This is a genomic window from Shewanella sp. MTB7, assembly GCF_027571385.1.
In the GTDB taxonomy this organism is placed as follows: domain Bacteria; phylum Pseudomonadota; class Gammaproteobacteria; order Enterobacterales; family Shewanellaceae; genus Shewanella.
On sequence record NZ_CP085636.1, the window covers coordinates 980,020 to 998,204 of the forward strand.

Below are 18,185 nucleotides of genomic sequence, written 5' to 3' on the forward strand. Positions count from 1 at the left end.
TTATTTAGTACATCCAATAAAAAACCTAGCAATCGCTAGGTTTTTTTAATGGCTAAAACTAATACCAAGTGCGTTTACTTGCCCCAAATACTGCTATTTGATGTTGGTTTTGACGCCGGTGAGCTTGATGAGGCCTGGCTTGAAGGCCTGCGTGAGCGGCTATGACTAGAATTACTGTCATTAGGCTGATGACCTCGAGCGGTATCACCACTACGTTGACCATCTTTATGCTCTGTCTTGGTTTCAGTGTTTCTGCGTGGACGTCTGTCAGAGTTGCTGCCAGAGTCATTACGTGCACCACTATTGCCACGAGGCTGACTATTACCATTACGGCCATTGCCTCTGCCATTAGCATTTCGTGGACCACGGTTTTGACCATGTCTACTGCTATCGAGATCATTTTCAGGCAAGACTTTAGTTGGCACAAAACCCTCAATCTCTTTACGAGGAATATTTTGCTTAATTAAACGCTCGATATCTCTAAGCAGTTTAGTTTCATCACCGCTGACCAGAGAAACTGCCTGACCGTTAGCACCAGCACGACCGGTACGACCGATGCGATGAACATAATCCTCAGGCACGTTCGGTAGATCGAAGTTGACTACGTTTGGCAGTTGATCAATATCAATACCGCGAGCTGCGATATCAGTTGCAACTAACACGCGAACTTCACCACTTTTGAAGTTAGCGAGTGCTTTAGTACGCGCTCCTTGGCTCTTGTTACCGTGAATGGCTGCAGCGGTGAGTCCACTCGCTTCTAAGTTTTTAGCGATACGGTTGGCGCCATGTTTGGTACGGCTAAAGACTAATACTTGCTTCCACTCATTTTGCTTGATCAAGTGTATCAGTGCTGCGGTCTTCTGATTCTGATCAACCGGGTAGATATACTGCTCAACAGTTTTCGCTGTGGCATTACGCGGTGTAACCGATATCTCAACTGGGTTGTTGACTAAGCCTTTAGCTAACTTACGGATATCATCAGAGAAGGTTGCTGAGAACATTAAGTTCTGACGCTTAGCGGGTAATACCTTAAGAATTTTTTTAATGTCATGAATAAAGCCCATATCTAACATACGGTCGGCTTCATCGAGAATAAGGACTTCAAGTTGGCTGAAGTTGACGGCGCGTTGGTTATACAGGTCGAGTAAACGCCCTGGTGTTGCGACCAATATGTCGACACCTTTACCTAACTTGGATATTTGTGGACCGATACCTACACCGCCGAAGATCACAGCCGAGTTAAGGGGTAAAAACTTACCATAAGTTTCTACGCTCTCAGCAACTTGGGCTGCTAACTCACGAGTCGGTGTTAATACCAGAGCTCGAACTTGCTTAGCCTGTGCTCGTTGCCCTTTACTTAAAAGCTCTAAAAGAGGCAGGGTAAAGCCTGCTGTTTTACCTGTACCAGTTTGAGCTGCGGCCATCACATCCTTGCCTTCGAGCACGGCCGGAATAGCCTGAGCTTGAATTGGCGAAGGTGTATCGTAACCTTTTAAGGCAACAGCTTTTAATATTGGGGCAGATAACCCCAGGGAGGTAAAACTCATAGATTGGTCTCTCGGTGCATAAAACAGCAGAATTCAGGGTGCCAGTGACTCTGGCGGGCGTGTATCTTACAGGATGCTGGCAAAAAGAGCTAATTATTAAGCAAATGTAGGCTGCTTTACTTTGTAGGCGAGCTTTCATTTACTAAGGTCTTTATGCTTAGCTCTGCTTGAGTTGAGCATAATCACTAGTAGCTGAAATGACGTTAAATCATTTTGTTTAAACTCTGTACGTGTTACTCTCCCGCTTTGGCGTTCAGGATCTGGTTATCAACGCGGCGATATTTTCGTCATCGGTCTTTAAATGTTATGAAACAAGCCATTGCAAGCTACCTTAAAGATGATGGTTATCAATGGGTTGCTAAACTCACATGCGGGCATAACCAGCATGTTAGGCATACGCCTCCTTGGGTCGTCAGGCCATGGGTGATAACAGAAAAAGGCAGAGCGTCTATGCTTGGATATCTCCTTGATTGCAAAAAATGTGATCTTGGTGAGCCGAAAGACACTTAGTTATATCTGGTAATACGCCAAGCCAACATTATTTACTTTTATCCCTTAGAACGATTAAACGTTAGGGGATAAAGATAGCAACAACTGTTTACTTAACGCTTACCGATATAGGTTAGCGATGAGACTTTATCTGTAGGAAATATGTAACATGACACAAACTAAGAAATTCGACTTTCGCATCGTTCAGGACAAGGACGTATGGGCCGCTGAAATTACCCGTCGTATGACAGCGAGAAAGACGATCGTTTCGAAAAGAAAAACGGGCTTTGCAACAGAAGCTGAAGCTACTACTTGGGGCGAGAAAGAGCTTAAATCTTTCCTCGACAAGTTGGTAGAGCGCAATGAGCGTAAAGCTAAGCAACGTGAAGTTCGTACTGAAGCTACAGCAGCTAAAGATCTAGCAGCTGATGTATGGCGTGAAGCTCGCGATATCGCCGATGGCGATAGCAAAGATTACTCTAATGATGATGATTACGAGTCTGATGAAGCTAAGTAATTAGCCATTCTGTAACCTAGTTTATCGTTTAACATTAGTATAATAGAAGGCCGGTTGAGCAAACGCTTACCGGCCTTTTTTGTGTTTGGGAAACACAAAATCGTTATAAACTTGCCTGATAGCAAGTTTCAAATATCTTTTGTGTTGGTTTCATTGGGCTGTTTGTTGTTTGATTGATTTTAGGTAAGCATGGCTTTCTTGATATCTATAGTCTGCGGCTCGCTTAATGTGTAAACACTTCTGCGACACGCCGCAAGCACAATCCCTGTGGGCTCTGCCGTGACATCCATGTCACGGAAGGTCACAGCCGCATTCACACCTAATTGTTTATCTCTTCGATGTAAGGTTTGTGGTTGTAGAACGTTTCAGGACAAAAGCTTGCTGACTTGCTTGATAGCAAGTTTCAAATATCTTTGTGGTTGGTTTCATTGGGCGAGATTGGTATTTAGTTAGCTGACAGCAAGCCATTACTTTAATCCAGTTAATTGCTTGCAGCAGGCCGATGTGCAGATACTTCAGTGAGACGACGCAAGTACAATCCCTGTAGTCTCTACGATGACATCCATGTCATCGCATCTACACCTGAGTGTTTATCTCTTCGAATTAGGCTTTGTCGTTATTACTCATTTCTGGACAGAATGTATGGTACGCCCCGTTATTGCAAATAATAAAGCAAGATAACAGGAGTTGGTTTGCGCTAATGTATTCAGAGTCTATTGAGACCTTCATTAGTCCCAGCTCTACGATGAGATCCGCGCCAGATTGTCCTCAAAAACGAGAAAGCATATTAATTGCTGTTCTGTCCATCAGGTCTTCAATCTGGTGGTCTAACCGTTTTGTCATCTATTTTTATCATCTGCAAACTCGGTAGTAACTCGATTTAAACTCTTAACTCAAACGCTTTCTGGCTTGTCATTACTGACCAAGCTATACGCGCTAATTTATTTGCTAATGCGACAACCGCAACATTGAACGGTTTCCTCATTCTTAACTCTGTTAACCAATGACCAAAATACCGTTCAGATGTCTCAGGCCTTGACACAATGACTCGTGCGGCATCAACAAACAATTCTCGCAGTTCTTTATTACCCCGTTTAGAAATGCCAAGCATTCTTGTCTTTCCCCCTGTGGAGTATTGAAACGGAACCAGACCAATCCAAGCAGCAAAATTTCGGCCATTCTTAAAATCTGATGCGTTCCCTACATTTGATAAGCAACAAGCAGCTGTCATTGGCCCTACACCAGGTATTGACTGTAGTAACTGCATTAATGGGTTTTCATTAAGTAACAACTGCAATTTCTTATCTTGTTTTTTTATTAATTCGTTCAGATGTTTGTAGTATTCATGTAACTCCTGCAACTCGACCATCAATGTTAAAGGGATCGGTTCACCTTTATCTGCTAGCCATTGGAACAGCTTTTTCATATGGGCATGGCCTCTAGGAAAGCTCATACCAAACTCAAGCAACATAGAGCCAATTCTATTCATGCTGGCAGTTCTTTCTTTGATGTAGCCCGAACGTATACGACGAATGACAGTGGCGACTTGTGCGGTTTCACTTTTTGGTGATGTGAATCTCATGCTGGGCCTCATTGCCGCTTCAGCAATGGCATCTGCATCAATGAAGTCATTTTTGTGAGTTTTAACGTAAGGTTTTACATATTGAGCGGGGATCAATTTAACTTGATGACCATATGACTCACATTTTCTAGCAAGCCAATGGCAGCCACCACAGGCTTCCATTGCAATGATGGTTGGCTCTTGAATGGATAAAAATTGAATCAGCCTCGGTCTGGTTAATTTCTTACGAAGCACTTCCCTCCCGGCATAGTCATGAGCAATAAGATGAAATGTGCTTTTACCTAAATCAATCCCTATAACGCGAAAGTTAGACATGATGATCACCTCTTATTTGTTAACCAGACAAACTGGAGTTTAACACTAGGTTGGGGCGTACCATCTTATTAACGAGTCAGTAACTTAAATCTTAGGTCACTGACAAAGCCAAATCGAAGAGGCTTATGAACAGGTGTAAGTGAGCTCGAGAACTTCGATTTCAAGGATGAAATCGTAGAGCGCCCATGGATGGGTTTACAGCGTACCGAGAGATTACTTGCACGTAAGCACGCTGCAAGCGATAGATCACAATGAAGGGCAGACCTTCAAAAACTCACCCAATACCAAAAATTCAAATGAACCAAACCAGAAAATGTAATCAGTATTCATTCGAAGGCTAGCAAGTTTTGGGGCAAAAATCAGTTTCGAATCCTAACAAGTAAAGCCAAATCGAAGAGACTTATAAACAGGTGTAGATACGGCTGCGAGTTTCGGTTTCAGGGATGAAACCGTAAAGCGGCCAGGGATGGCTTCACAGCGTCTCGCAGAAGTGTCTGCACATACCTCGCTGGAGGCGATAATCAGCAATGTAGATACAAGATTCAACAACACACCCAACACCAAATTAAGCTAGAAGCTAAACAAGAGAATGTAACCACCTTCATTCGAAGACTAACAAGCTGGATCCTGAAACTAGTTCAGGATGACGGCAAAAAAGATTAACTCCAATACTAACTCAGTCAAAAGCTAAATCAAAAAATGTAACTCTGTTCAACGTAGATTTACCTCCATCTTTACCTCTGTGTACTCCGTGAAGCGCAGCACAATAACCTCCCTGTTTAACAGCCAGTTCTACAGTCCCTGTATCTCGTTCATAAGCTTATGGCTTCGCCATATTCACCGTGGTGAGAACAAGCTTTTGTCTTTTAGCTAAACAATCCAAACAAAGACTATTCACCACGGAGGACACAGATCTCACGGAGAAGTGCAAAACAAAGTACAACATCACAACCGAATATCAAATGAGCCAAAACAGAAAATGTAATCAGTCTTCATTTGAAGGCTAGCAAGTTTTGGGGCAGAAACGTTTTACAAAATGCTACCAAGTAAAACCAAATCGAAGAGATAGATAAACAGGTGTAGATGCAGCTGCGAGCTTCCAAAACAAGGATGTTTTGGTAGAGCCCACACGGATGTGCTTGCGGCGTTTCGCAGAAGTACCTACACGTAAGCCTGCGGCAGGCAATATATGATAATGAAGGTACAACCTTCAACAAGCTAGTCAATACCAAAAACTCAAATGAACCAAACCAGAAAATGTAATCAGTATTCATTCGAAGGCTAGCAAGTTTTGGGGTATTTCCGTGTTAGTGCTGCACGAAGTAATTGGGTCAGAGTAACATTTAGCGATGTTTATAATTCTTTGTTATTTCTAAACAATATTAATAGAAGAAACGACATACGGCTTAACCTTTAGGCGAAGGTTATTTATCAATAATGCGATGAGCTATATATCGTGATTAACAATGGCTGGCTCGATTCATTTCTAGTAATTATTCTGGCGGAAGGGTCTTTCTCAAGCTGCAAAGAAAGACAAGCTTAGCCGTCATGCTAACCTTGTCTTTATTCTACAGTCTTCTGCTATAACTCGCTTCTAGATCCCTGCTAAATACTGGCGCTATTTAAAATCTCACTAGGCAGTAGATACTTATATGGTACGACTCGCTGCCTGTTTCTTACTTCGATTTTTTGTTCAATCGCTGTGAGTACTTGAGTGAAGCGATATAGCGCATGTTTGGCTAAGGGATCCGTGAATTCATTAGTATAATCTCCTAGTGAATCAAAGTGATATGCAGAAAGTGCATTGGTAATATCGATCTGTCCAGAGGCTAGGCCTTTAGGTGGCAGGAAGTCCATCATAAACTTGTGCTGCTCTTGTGGTGTCGTCCCCTCTTTAGCCAAAAATTTACGATGATTACTGTAACCAGCAAGAGGCATATTGGGGCTAAAACCAATATAAGGATATTGAGGGAAGTTAATCGCACTATGCCCTGCGCTGTTTTGAAAAATAATGACAGAAAGTATCTGTGCTAATTGTGAAGTGCTGCTGATCTGTGTCGGCATATCTTTGATATGACCGCCATCAGGGCTTGTATCTGCCAATGTGGCTGCCCATGCCTGTAATTCATAATCATCTTGTACGTCCTGCTCTGATAAATAATATATCTTGATGTACTCATCGACATAATTAGCAATCGCATCCCAGATCAAGTTACCGTCATCTCGATATGGGTAATGAGGGAGGTACTTTTTGGAGTCGACCCGTCTGGCTTTAAGGGATTGAGGGAACGTCTGCATGACTGACCAAGCCTGCGCAGCTGTTTTACTTATCGATAATGATCCTTCAAGCGTTGCGGCTAAGAGCAAGTCTACCGGCCCTCCCTCGTTCACGAGCAAATCGACGCCCGCTTGATTGTTAACCGCCAGAAATCTCAAATGAGGTTTTAATAGCAAGTATATGGGATGTTGACTGGATAACTGTGCAGGTGTTATCGCACCAAACGCTTCCTGAGCGAAATGGGAACGGCCTAAGTGAGTCGACATTTCATGGACGTTGGCATCGGCAATGGAAAAGCAGATTTTAGCAATTGTCCATAATAGATCGGGACTCTGCGGCGTGAATATTTTTACCTGACTGTCATCAAGGTCTACTTGAATCGCCAGTGGTAACAGACGGCCAGATTTTCCCATGGAATTTTTTAATTTAGCCCCATCTTTCTCCCAGTAGAATAAGCCGATAGTTTTGGGAAGATATTTAGCAACACCTGGCAGAGGGGCTTTGGTGGGGACTTTTCCTTCTGCTATACCATCGAGGTAAGTCGTTAAGTCGACGACATATAATCTCTCGTCACTAATGAGTTTATCGAGATCTATGTGGCTATCCAACACCAGAGTCAGTTGGTCCAAATCTAGGTTGTTGGGAAGATCCTGCTTGCTTTCGACACTGGCAATGATCCCTGGGTTAACCCCTGACAGGCGTTGCTCGCCAAAGCTCTCATCTGTTAACCAATTCTTAGTGACTTCGGGTAGAGGTAGATCAATATACATACTTTTATAATCAGCTAAGCCTGCAAAATGCACGAAGGTTTCTAGTAGTGGGGGTTTAACTTTGGCACTATTTTTTATCATAGGAAGCGTCGCTACCGCCCGCATGACCTTGTATAAATCGCTGAAATGCTCCTCTTCGGGGAGAGGCGTTTTCAATAGTGGCAGCCCTAGGGAGTTGATATTGCTGGTAAGGTAACGCTCTTTAACCTCGCCGAGTTCGGCACGACGTTCGGCTTGCTCTTCTACGGTATCCTTTTGCGGCAATGAAGGAAGTGTGACGCTTTTAGGGATCTTAAATGATGTAAGCATGATGATATTGTCCTTAATAACAAACGATGAAATATCGACCTCAGCTGACTGCCGCTGATTAATCTGAAGTCGTGATGATGCTTTCGATTTAGCAACAAATACACTAGGACATAGAGTCTGATCCTGTTATTACCGCTTATTACACCTGACCCATAGATACGCACAATCTAAGCAAGTGTTGATGTGACCAAAGGTAAGTGTTAGCGCTATAGGAGGAGGTGTGGATATGCGGTTTCATTGGTGGTCAAGCATGGGAGATGAGTGGTAGAACATTTGATACCGAGCTTGAAAAAATACTTGTGTAGGAAGATCTCGTAATTCATTTAGACGTATTCAGATATGGAGAGCAAATCAAACCACAGCTCTCCTGTGACAGTGAATTGTGACTTGCTAGTACTTAGCACATTGCAAATGAGCGATTGGATTCACTGTCGCTGGAAGCAAAGTCTGACATTGGCAGCTTCAAGCTTTCAATGATTCAGCTGAAAATATGACCATATTTGCTTGCCTCGTATCTCCTGCTTAATAGTAACTCGTGAACTGAACAGCGTGATCTCTGCTATATATCACAAAAGCTCAATAATACTTTATAAACACTGGTTTCTGCTATTTCCAACTGATGAGATAAAGTTCGACCTCAATACACGTGATTTCAGTGTGCTCATCAGCACTTTGAAGTAGTACGGCTATCGTTCATTTGTTAGAATCCCATCTTATTTTATGGCAACAATCCCGAGGTAGGGGCTTGCTGCCACACTTTGTTTATATTGACTGTTTCGTACAGAGTATTTCTTACAAAGCACCTAGGTTTTACTATTTAAAGGCAGGCTATGACCGTTCTTCTAATGACTCCACCTATGACCCAGCTGAATACGCCGTATCCAGCAACAGCGTATTTAACGGGTTTTTTACGCTCTCGAGGCGTAGATGCGGTTCAGCGAGATCCTGCTATTGAGCTTTTCTTAGAGATGATGACAGCGCCTGCGCTGGAGATTATTCGTCAGCATGTGGAAGCAAATTTCGAGCACTTTGAAGACGATGAACTGCCTGATGTGATCTTTAATTTTCTGGCTGAGTTTGACCGTTACCACCTAACCGTTGAGAGCGCTATTCGCTTTTTGCAGGGCAAAGATCCAAGCCTTGCATTGCGTATTAATTCCCGTCGTTTTTTACCAGAAGGCCCAGCGTTTGATGCTATTGCTCAGATGGAAGCGGTATCCGGCGATGTGTTGCAAGCAGCCTTTGGTAATCTCGGTGTACAAGATAAAGCCAAATATCTAGCAACCCTGTTTATTAATGATCTGTCGAATGTCATTACTCAGGGGGTTGATCCTTACTTTGAAGTGAGCCGTTATGGCGAGAAATTAGCGGCCGCCAATCCAAGTTTTGACAATCTCTACGACACCTTGATGGGCGAACCCAGTTTCAGCTCAGAAATTTTAGAACAATTGGTCGAGCAGTATCTGGAAGAAACTCAGCCTAGCGTCGTCGCGTTAACCGTGCCTTTCCCTGGTAACATGCTCGGCGCCCTGCGTATTGCGCAAACCTGCAAAGCCATCAATCCTGAGATCCCCATCGTGATCGGTGGTGGTTTTATCAATACCGAGCTGCGTGCGTTGAAAGATCCACGAGTGTTCGAGTTTATTGATTTTATCTGTCTGGATGACGGTGAACGACCTTTTATAACACTGCTGGAATATTTTGAAGGGAAGCGTGAAATAGGCGAGCTGGTGCGAACCTATTTCCTCGCAGAGGATGAAAATGGCCAACCCTATGTACACTTCAATGAAAATACAGCGCTTCACGATATCCCGCAAGCCGATGTCGGCGCACCGGTATACGATGGTCTGCCATTAGGCGACTATCTGTCTTTGTGTGAAATGCTCAATCCAATGCATCGTATTTGGAGTGATGGCCGCTGGAATAAACTGACCATAGCTCATGGCTGTTATTGGCGTAAATGCAGCTTTTGCGATGTCAGTCTGGACTATATCGACCGCTTTGACGCCGCTGGCGCCGATGTTCTGGTGGATAGGATCGAGCAACTTATCGAAGAAACTGGAGAAACAGGTTTCCATTTCGTCGATGAGGCCCTGCCACCAAAGCTTTTGTTTACGCTAGCAAAACGACTCATTGAACGCGGCGTTGTGATCAGCTGGTGGGGCAATATTCGTTTTGAGAGGACGTTTAGCCAAGCGCGTTGCCAGTTGCTAGCCGATTCTGGCTGTATCGCTGTTAGCGGCGGTCTTGAGGTGGCGTCAGATCGTCTACTGAAACTGATGAAAAAAGGCGTGAGTGTTGAGCGAGTCGCTCTGGTCACTAAAGCCTTCAGTGAAGCCGGTATATTGGTTCATGCCTATTTGATGTATGGTTTTCCAACACAAACAGAACAAGAAACTATCGACTCTCTGGAGATGGTGCGTCAGATGATGGAGCAAGCTTGTTTCCAGTCCGCCTACTGGCACCGTTTTGTGGCCACAATTCACAGCCCGATTGGCTTGAACCCTGAGAAGTTTGGCATTACGCTTGCTGAACGGCCTGAGATCTTATTCGCTGAAAACGATGTGGACTTCACCGATCCAACTGGCACGGATCATGAAATGCTTGGGGTTGGGCTTCGTAAGGCGATCTACAACTATATGCACGGTATTGGCTTCGATCAGCCGATGAGCTTCTGGTTTGAACAGCCTGTTGTACGTACAGGAATGAAAAAGGATCTGATATCAAAAGCGATTAACAATTTCATCGCCAGTAATGAAGAATGATAAGAGTCAGAGTAAAATTTAGTTGTGAAAATAAGCCTGTGTCACTTTCGAAAACAGAAATAACATCTGAACCAAGCTTTGGCTCAAGCTTTTCATCGATAATATGATTGTATGTTTTGACTCCAGTGAATATAGCGAAGCTATGATTATAAAAATCATCCGAGGTTTACCTCGGGGATTTTTATTGATCTAGCTCAATTTTTGTGAATCTCTTAACATTTACAAGCATGCAAGTTTATTCCTGAAGCTATGCCTGCGATACTTGCTTTATTCACATTGTTTTAGAGCTGCTTCATCACTTATTGTGGAGAAATATCTCTTTATTCTTGCAGGAACTGCATGGAAAAATCCCTAGAGAAAGTACAGACGTCTTGGCTAAAGCAGCAGAAGGGCGCTTGTGGCTTCTACCTTAATTTGACCGTATTGTTTGGCCTATTGACGGGTCTAGCACTGGTTGTTCAAGCCTACTTTATCGCGACTATTTTAAATGGTGTGATTATGCTCGAGCTTCCAAGGTCGCAGTTTACCCAAGAGTTTTTTGCTCTTTTAGGTTTGATTGCTGTGCGCGCCTTACTCGCTTTTGCTAGAGAACGAGCTAGCTTCGAAGCGGGTAAGCGTCTGAGGTGCCATATTCGGTCGCTCGTGCTTGATAAGCTCAACGAGCTAGGACCTGCTTTTGTTAAAGGTAAGCCAGTTGGTAGCTGGGCGAGTATCGTTTTAGAGCAGGTGGAAGATCTGCATGACTTCTATGCTCGCTATCTGCCTCAGGTTTTACTGGCGGGCTTTATTCCGTTAACCATTTTAGTGGTGGTGTTTCCGATTAACTGGGCGGCAGGGGTCATCTTGCTTGCTACTGCACCTCTTATCCCTATGTTTATGGTACTGGTTGGCATGGGCGCTGCCGATGCCAATCGCAAAAATTTCAGTGCCTTGGCTAAACTCAGTGGTCACTTTATGGATAGGCTAAAAGGTCTAAGTACCCTGAAACTATTTAACCGAGGAAACGCTGAAGCTAAAGAGATCGAGTCGGCTTCAGAAGAGTTCAGAGAGCGAACCATGTCGGTGTTGCGGATGGCTTTTTTAAGTTCAGCCGTGCTTGAATTTTTCGCTGCTGTTTCGATTGCAGTATTGGCGGTCTATTTTGGTTTTAGTTATTTGGACCATCTGAATTTTGGCCACTATGGCGCAGAGTTGACTCTGTTTATCGGTTTGTTTGTGTTGATTTTGGCCCCTGAGTTTTATCAGCCTTTGCGTGATATGGGGACACATTATCATGCGAAAGCTCAAGCAATCGGTGCGGCTGAAGAGTTAATGGCATTACTCAATTATAAGCTCGATAACGGTGATATAACGCAAGAAGGAGCCAAGTTTGGTGAAGCAGCCCTTGGGGATGTGTCTTTAGGCTTGGCCATTGAGGCGAAAGAACTGAGTGTCACTAGCTTAGATGGTGTGTCATTACTCGGTCCGATAAGTTTTACCCTTAAAGCGGGAGAACACTTAGCGATTGTTGGCCCAAGTGGTGCGGGTAAAACCAGTTTACTTAATGCCTTGCTAGGCTTTTTACCCTATAAAGGTTCGTTGAAAGTTAACGGTATAGAGCTGGGTCAATTAGACAAGGTCATTTGGCGCAGACATTTAGCCTGGTTGGGTCAGGAACCTCAACTGTTTCATGGCACCATTCGTGACAATGTGGCGATGGCGGATCCATTGATGAGTGATGAGCTGGTGAGACAATATCTGGCACAGGCCAAAGTGCTGGATTTTGTTGAACAACAGCGCAAAGGATTAGATTATAAAGTGGGTGAGCAAGCCTCAACTCTTTCTGTCGGGCAGGCTCAGCGTATTGCTTTGGCACGTGCATTAGGTCAAAACGCTCAACTGTTTTTGCTCGATGAACCCACTGCGAGTCTAGATAGTCACAGTGAACAAGCTGTGCAGCAAGCGCTCAAAGAGGCGATGGCAAAGGCAAGCTGCTTGATGGTCACTCACAGGCTAGATCAGCTGCATCAAATGGATAATATCTTGGTGCTCGATAACGGTACTATTGCGGAACAAGGCAGTTTTGAGCAGTTAAATTGTGGGCAAGGCTTGTTTAAACAAATGCAGCAAGAGGCGGTTGATTATGTTACCTGTCTGGATGAGGTGATATCATGAAGGTGCTATTACCCTTTATAAGACTGTTTAAACACCAATGGCTGATGATGTTTACTGGCTTGCTGCTAAGCGTGGTGACCTTGATGGCTGGCATAGGCTTACTATCGCTCTCCGGTTGGTTTCTTTCTGCGGCGGCAGTAGCAGGATTATCTGTAACGACGGCACAGATGTTTAACTATTTCACTCCGGCTGGAGGGGTTCGCTTTCTCTCTATTGCCCGCACGGCTAGCCGATATGGTGAACGCTTAGCAACCCATGAGGCGACATTTAAGTTATTGACTCAACTTAGAACGTGGGCTTGGCGAAAGCTATTGCCATTGAGCGCCAAAAACTTACAAGGCTTAAGACAAGGTGATCTGCTAAACAGATTGGTTGCCGATATCGACACCTTAGATCACCTCTATCTTAGATTACTGACGCCGATGACAGCGTCGCTAATTATGCTTGGTGCTCTGTATTTCTTTGTGGCTTGGTTTGATGCAGACCTCGCGTTGTTACTCTGTGGTAGTTTGCTTGCTGTTTGGCTGTTATTGCCGCTGGTTTTCTATTATATGGGCAAAAGACCAGGTGTCGGGATACTCGAAAACAAGCGCCAACTACGGGTGCAGTTACTTGAGTTTGTACAAGGACAAGCCGAGATCAGTCTGTTCGGAGCAACGGCTAGGTTTAGAGCTCAACTGAAGACGACTGAGCAGGCTCTGTTTGCGAGTCAATCAACCATGGCCAATGTCACTGCCTTGAGTCAGGCAATGTTGGTCTTGTGTCATGGCGGCGCTGTGATACTGGTGTTTTACGTGGCGGCATCAGGAGTCGGTGAGCATGTTCCGCCAGGGCCTATACTCGCCACTATGGTGTTTATGACCATGGCTTGCATTGAGATGTTGATGCCGATTGCTGGGGCATTTCAGCACCTTTCGTCCTGTGTGATGGCAGCGACTCGAGTCAATGAACTCGTGGATCAGCAGCCGAGCATCGTCTTCACCGCAGACAGCACATTTAAGATTAATCACGGTGATCTTAGGGTCGATAACCTCTCTTTTAGTTATGACGGCGAGCACTCGGTATTGAACCGCTTGAATCTGTCCATAAAAGCGGGCGCAAAGGTGGCGTTACTTGGACAGACGGGGTGTGGTAAGTCGAGTTTGCTCTCTTTACTGACCCGTGAATGGGAGCCGCAAGTCGGTGAGATCTTTATCGATGGCAACCAATTAAATACCTATAACGAAACATCACTTAGGCAAGGGATCACTTTAGTGAGCCAACGTATTTATCTGTTTAGTGGCACTTTACGTAGCAATTTAATATTGGCACAACCCGAAATAGAGCCACAATCCACAAAAGCCTTGAGGCGAGAGGCACAAGCGGTGAATGACACGATCTTAATTGATGTGCTCAATAAGGTTGGTCTAACAACGTTAACTCAGGGAGAGGCCCCGTTGGATGTCTGGATTGGCGAGGGTGGAAGGCAGTTATCCGGTGGTGAGCAACGTCGAATTGGTGTGGCAAGGGCCTTGCTCCGTGATGCTCCAATCTTGTTACTTGATGAACCGACTGAAGGACTTGATAAGCGTACCGAGCGCGAAATTTTAACTCTGTTATTTGAGTTTGCAAAAAACAAAACGGTGTTAATGATTAGTCACAGATTAACGGCGATGGAACAGATGGACTGCATCCATCTTATGGAAGAGGGAAGCATTGTTGCGTCCGGTGATCACGCAAGTTTAATCAAGAGTAATCAATATTATGCAAGCTTATATAGGCAGCTGGTTTAATCGCTCGGGCTAATAGCTTAAAAGTGTTATCGATGAGAGTTGGATTGGATAGTTCTAGATATCGGTCGTGAGTTTAAGGGGGGAAGAGCTTTCCTCCCTCATAACAATTTCATCATGATCAACCAAGTCGTTTCGCGAAATCAAGATAGCGCATAACTTCCTCTTTATTAAAGCGAAAATTATTCTCATCACCTATGTTGGTCAACAGGCTTTCTCTTGCATAGCGTTTGATGGTGGCTTCAGGCTTACCCAAGATCTCACAAACCTCGTCTAGCCCCAAAATATCATCACTCATTTTTCTCTCCTTTAAAACTCACAGATTAGTCGCAGAACTTAAAGATAGTTCAAGTATAGTCATTGTGAGTTTTATGAAGACAAATAAAAACTAGGCGCAGAGGCCTAGTTTTTGATTCTGAATTGATCACTTATTTAATTGAATTGGTATTAGTCATCGCTGTCACCCAGTGAAAGAAGGGTCGCATTGCCACCGATAGCTGTGATGTTGTTAGTACGTGTCTTCTCTGTCACAAAGCGAGTCAGATAGTGTGGGCCACCGGCTTTAGGTCCAGTGCCTGATAAGCCTTGTCCGCCAAATGGTTGTACGCCAACCACTGCACCAATTTGGTTACGATTGATGTAGACATTGCCAACATTGACCTTGCTAGCAATTTGCAGAGCGTGACCTTCATTACGACTGTGTATGCCTAAGGTTAGGCCGAATCCTGTTGAGTTGATCTCATCGATCACCTTGTTTAGATTGGCTGCCTTATAACGAATAATGTGTAAGATTGGACCAAAATGCTCTTTCTCAAGTACCTTGATTGAATCAATCTCTATCGCTGTCGGTGCAACGAAGTAACCATTTTCAGTACCTGCAGGAAGCGAGAGCTGCTTAAGGAGTGTACCGACTTGCTTGATATGATCTATATGGGCATTAAGGTTAGCTTGAGCAGCTGCATCAATGACAGGTCCTACGTCTGTTTTGATAAAGCTAGGATCACCGATAATGAGTTCTTCCATTGCTCCTTGCAGTACATCGAGAACGCGCTCGGCAATATCTTCTTGAAGGAAAAGAACCCGTAGGGCCGAACAACGCTGACCTGCACTCGTGAAGGATGAGGAGATCACATCATTAACCACTTGCTCAGGTTGCGAAGTCGAATCTACCACCATGGCATTTTGACCACCAGTCTCGGCGATAAGTGGAATAATGGCGCCTTCACGATTTGCCAGTGTGCGGTTGATGAGCTTAGCTGTGCCAGTCGAACCGGTGAAACAGACGCCGCTGATACGTTCATCTGAGGTAATGGCTGCGCCAACCGTAGCACCTGTCCCCGGTAGGAATTGCAGCACCTCTTTGGGAATCCCTGCTTCGTGAGCAAGCTGAACTGCGCGGAAACCGACTATTGAGGTTTGCTCGGCAGGTTTTGCAACCACAGTATTACCTGCTGCTAGGGCTGCCGCGACTTGACCGATAAAGATAGCGAGTGGGAAGTTCCATGGACTGATACAGACAAAGATGCCGCGGCCTTGCAGAAACAGCTCGTTCAGCTCACCCGTCGGACCTGGAAGTAGTTCAGGCTGTGCCATCATCTTCTTAGCTTGAACAGCATAGTAGCGGCAGAAATCCACGGCTTCACGGACTTCATCAATCCCATCTTGAATGCTCTTACCCGCTTCGCGTGTACACAGTACGATAAGTTCTTCACAGTTCTCTTCAAGGAGATCGGCTAATTTCTGCAGTGCATTGGCACGGATTTCAACAGGTGTATTACACCAGCTGTTAAATGCGGACTGTGCGCTTGAAATTGCCTGCTCTATGGCTTGATTGTTAGCGAAAGCCAGCTGACCCACAACTTTGGTGGTGTCGAATGGACTAACGACCTCATTGGTTTCGCCACTTAACAGTTCGCCATTAACCAGTGGGCCTGCATTCCAAGTGGTGTCTTTAAACTTTTCTAGTGCGGCAAAAAATGGCGTAGATTCAGAGATGATATTCATGTTGAGGCCTTTGGAGTTTTTACGTTCGTCACCGAATATATCGACAGGCAGTACGATTTTACTGTTAGCCAGGCTCTTGTATTTCTTTATGGTCACCAGTGGATGGATCACAAGTGATTCAATTGGTGTCTTAGGATCCACGAGCTTATGAACAAATGAGGTGTTTGCCCCGTTCTCAAGTAGGCGACGTACCAAATAAGGCAGTAGATCTTTATGGGGACCAACAGGGGCATAGATACGCACGGTGTTAACGCCACCTTCAGCAAGTAAGGTGTCATATAACTCTTCTCCCATGCCATGTAAACGTTGAAACTCGTAGTTTCTATCGCCAGCTATATCAGTAATGAATGCAACGGTCTGTGCATTGTGACTAGCAAATTGCGGATAGATAGCACCGCGAGTCGCATCGCTTAGCAAGTAGTGAGCGCAGGCTAGGTATGAGATATCGGTACTTGCTTTACGGGTAAATAACGGATAACCGCCTTCACCGTTTTCTTGTGCCCATTTAAGTTCGCTATCCCAATAGGCTCCTTTAACCAGACGTACCGGGATCTCATCGCCCTGATCTTTCGCCAGACGAGTCAACCAACATAGAACTGGCAGAGCGCGTTTAGAGTATGCCTGAACGACAATACCCAGTAGGCCCCAACCTTTGGCTGCATCTGAGTTAAACAATGTCTGGAACAGTTTAAGTGATAGCTCAAGTCTGTCCATCTCTTCGGCGTCGATTGAAATCCCCACTTTAACGCTACGAGCCAGCTTAATAAGCTTGATAAGAGTATCGTGCAGCTCGGTGAGAATTCTGCCCTCGTTAGCCATTTCGTAACGTGGATGAAGTGCAGATAACTTAATAGAGATGGTTGGTCGGGGTGCCTGAGTCTCATCATAGGCCTGGTCGCCTAGAGCGGCGATAGCGCTGGAATAATCTTCGAAATATTTTTGTGCATCTTTCTTGGTCAGGGCTGCTTCACCTAGCATATCGTAGCTATGGGTGTAACCCAACTTGCGCTTATCGATACTGTTTTTCAGGGCTTCTTTAACTGTGCGTCCGAGTACGAACTGCTTACCCATAATCCTCATGGCAGCGAGCATAGCCTGACGAATAACAGGCTCGCCTGCGCGGTTGATCAGTTGATTGAGTAAACTGCTTGGCGTGCCATCGATATTTTTATCGAGTTTGACGATTTTACCTGTGAGCATTAAGCCCCAAGTCGACGCGTTAACTAAGAGTGAGTTACTTTTACTGATATGAGTGTCCCAATGGGCACCTGATAACTTATCTTCAATGAGGGCATCGGCGGTGGCCGCATCAGGAATTCGTAGCAGTGCTTCAGCAAGACACATAAGGATGATCCCCTCTTGTGTCTCTAAACTGTATTGTTGCAAGAAGGCATCAATACCGACCATTAGGCCCTTTTTATCGTATTGACGCACCTTATTAACCATGTCGTGAGCGCGGTTAGTCACGCGCTCAATCGACTCATCACTGACAGGAACAAGTTTGATGAGCTCAGACAGATATTGCTCTTCATCGACAATATAGTTATTGGTGATGGCTTTAAACAGCTCATCGAGGTTGGCTGAGTCATAGTGACCTGCCAGAACTTCACTCGCTTTGAACATAGTAATCACTTCCATCTGGCCGGTTAAAGGACAGTTTGCTTGAATAATTATATTAATCATCGC

At 44.7% G+C, this 18,185-nt stretch carries 11 protein-coding genes; 5 read left to right on the forward strand and 6 right to left on the reverse strand.

The annotated features are described in order from the left end of the window. Window positions 1-74: 74 nt before the first annotated feature. Window positions 75-1,547, reverse strand: a complete 1,473-nt coding sequence (locus HWQ47_RS03985) for a DEAD/DEAH box helicase (RefSeq protein ID WP_269969897.1) — start codon at window positions 1,545-1,547, stop codon at window positions 75-77. A gap of 306 nt (window positions 1,548-1,853) precedes the next feature. On the opposite strand from HWQ47_RS03985, the gene HWQ47_RS03990 reads away from it, so the two are divergent. Continuing rightward, on the forward strand, window positions 1,854-2,057 hold the full coding sequence (locus HWQ47_RS03990; protein ID WP_269969898.1) for a DUF3565 domain-containing protein: 204 nt from the start codon (window positions 1,854-1,856) through the stop codon (window positions 2,055-2,057). 148 nt (window positions 2,058-2,205) lie between these two features. Beyond that, window positions 2,206-2,553, forward strand: a complete 348-nt coding sequence (locus tag HWQ47_RS03995; RefSeq protein ID WP_269969899.1) for a DUF3622 domain-containing protein — start codon at window positions 2,206-2,208, stop codon at window positions 2,551-2,553. A 179-nt stretch (window positions 2,554-2,732) separates the two neighbouring features. Here HWQ47_RS03995 and HWQ47_RS04000 read toward each other — a convergent pair whose 3' ends face one another. From HWQ47_RS04000 to HWQ47_RS04010, 3 genes are all read right to left on the reverse strand, one after another. Next, complete coding sequence (locus HWQ47_RS04000; protein WP_269969900.1) at window positions 2,733-2,870, reverse strand: hypothetical protein; 138 nt, start codon at window positions 2,868-2,870, stop codon at window positions 2,733-2,735. A gap of 563 nt (window positions 2,871-3,433) precedes the next feature. Then, on the reverse strand, window positions 3,434-4,450 hold the full coding sequence (locus HWQ47_RS04005; protein ID WP_269967860.1) for an IS110 family transposase: 1,017 nt from the start codon (window positions 4,448-4,450) through the stop codon (window positions 3,434-3,436). A 1,605-nt stretch (window positions 4,451-6,055) separates the two neighbouring features. Further along, window positions 6,056-7,807 carry a lipoxygenase family protein gene (locus HWQ47_RS04010; protein ID WP_269969901.1) on the reverse strand — a complete coding sequence of 584 codons (1,752 nt, stop codon included), beginning with the start codon at window positions 7,805-7,807 and terminating at the stop codon, window positions 6,056-6,058. An 830-nt stretch (window positions 7,808-8,637) separates the two neighbouring features. Between HWQ47_RS04010 and HWQ47_RS04015 the strand changes: the two genes are divergently transcribed. The 3 genes from HWQ47_RS04015 (at window position 8,638) to cydC (ending at window position 14,498) form a co-directional block, all read left to right on the forward strand. Next, a complete protein-coding gene (locus HWQ47_RS04015; protein ID WP_269969902.1) occupies window positions 8,638-10,572 on the forward strand; it encodes a radical SAM protein in 1,935 nt (644 codons plus the stop codon). Window positions 10,573-10,911: 339 nt separating this feature from the next. Then, window positions 10,912-12,726 carry a heme ABC transporter permease/ATP-binding protein CydD gene (gene cydD / locus HWQ47_RS04020; RefSeq protein ID WP_269969903.1) on the forward strand — a complete coding sequence of 605 codons (1,815 nt, stop codon included), beginning with the start codon at window positions 10,912-10,914 and terminating at the stop codon, window positions 12,724-12,726. Then, entirely contained in the window at window positions 12,723-14,498 is a 1,776-nt protein-coding gene (gene cydC / locus HWQ47_RS04025; RefSeq protein ID WP_269969904.1) for a heme ABC transporter ATP-binding protein/permease CydC, read from the forward strand. Before cydD ends, cydC begins: the two co-directional genes overlap by 4 nt. Before the next feature lie 118 nt (window positions 14,499-14,616). Here cydC and HWQ47_RS04030 read toward each other — a convergent pair whose 3' ends face one another. Both HWQ47_RS04030 and putA read right to left on the reverse strand, forming a co-directional pair. After that, entirely contained in the window at window positions 14,617-14,793 is a 177-nt protein-coding gene (locus HWQ47_RS04030; RefSeq protein WP_269969905.1) for a helix-turn-helix domain-containing protein, read from the reverse strand. A gap of 149 nt (window positions 14,794-14,942) precedes the next feature. Then, a complete protein-coding gene (gene putA / locus HWQ47_RS04035; protein ID WP_269971657.1) occupies window positions 14,943-18,137 on the reverse strand; it encodes a bifunctional proline dehydrogenase/L-glutamate gamma-semialdehyde dehydrogenase PutA in 3,195 nt (1,064 codons plus the stop codon). Between the last annotated feature and the right edge of the window lie 48 nt (window positions 18,138-18,185).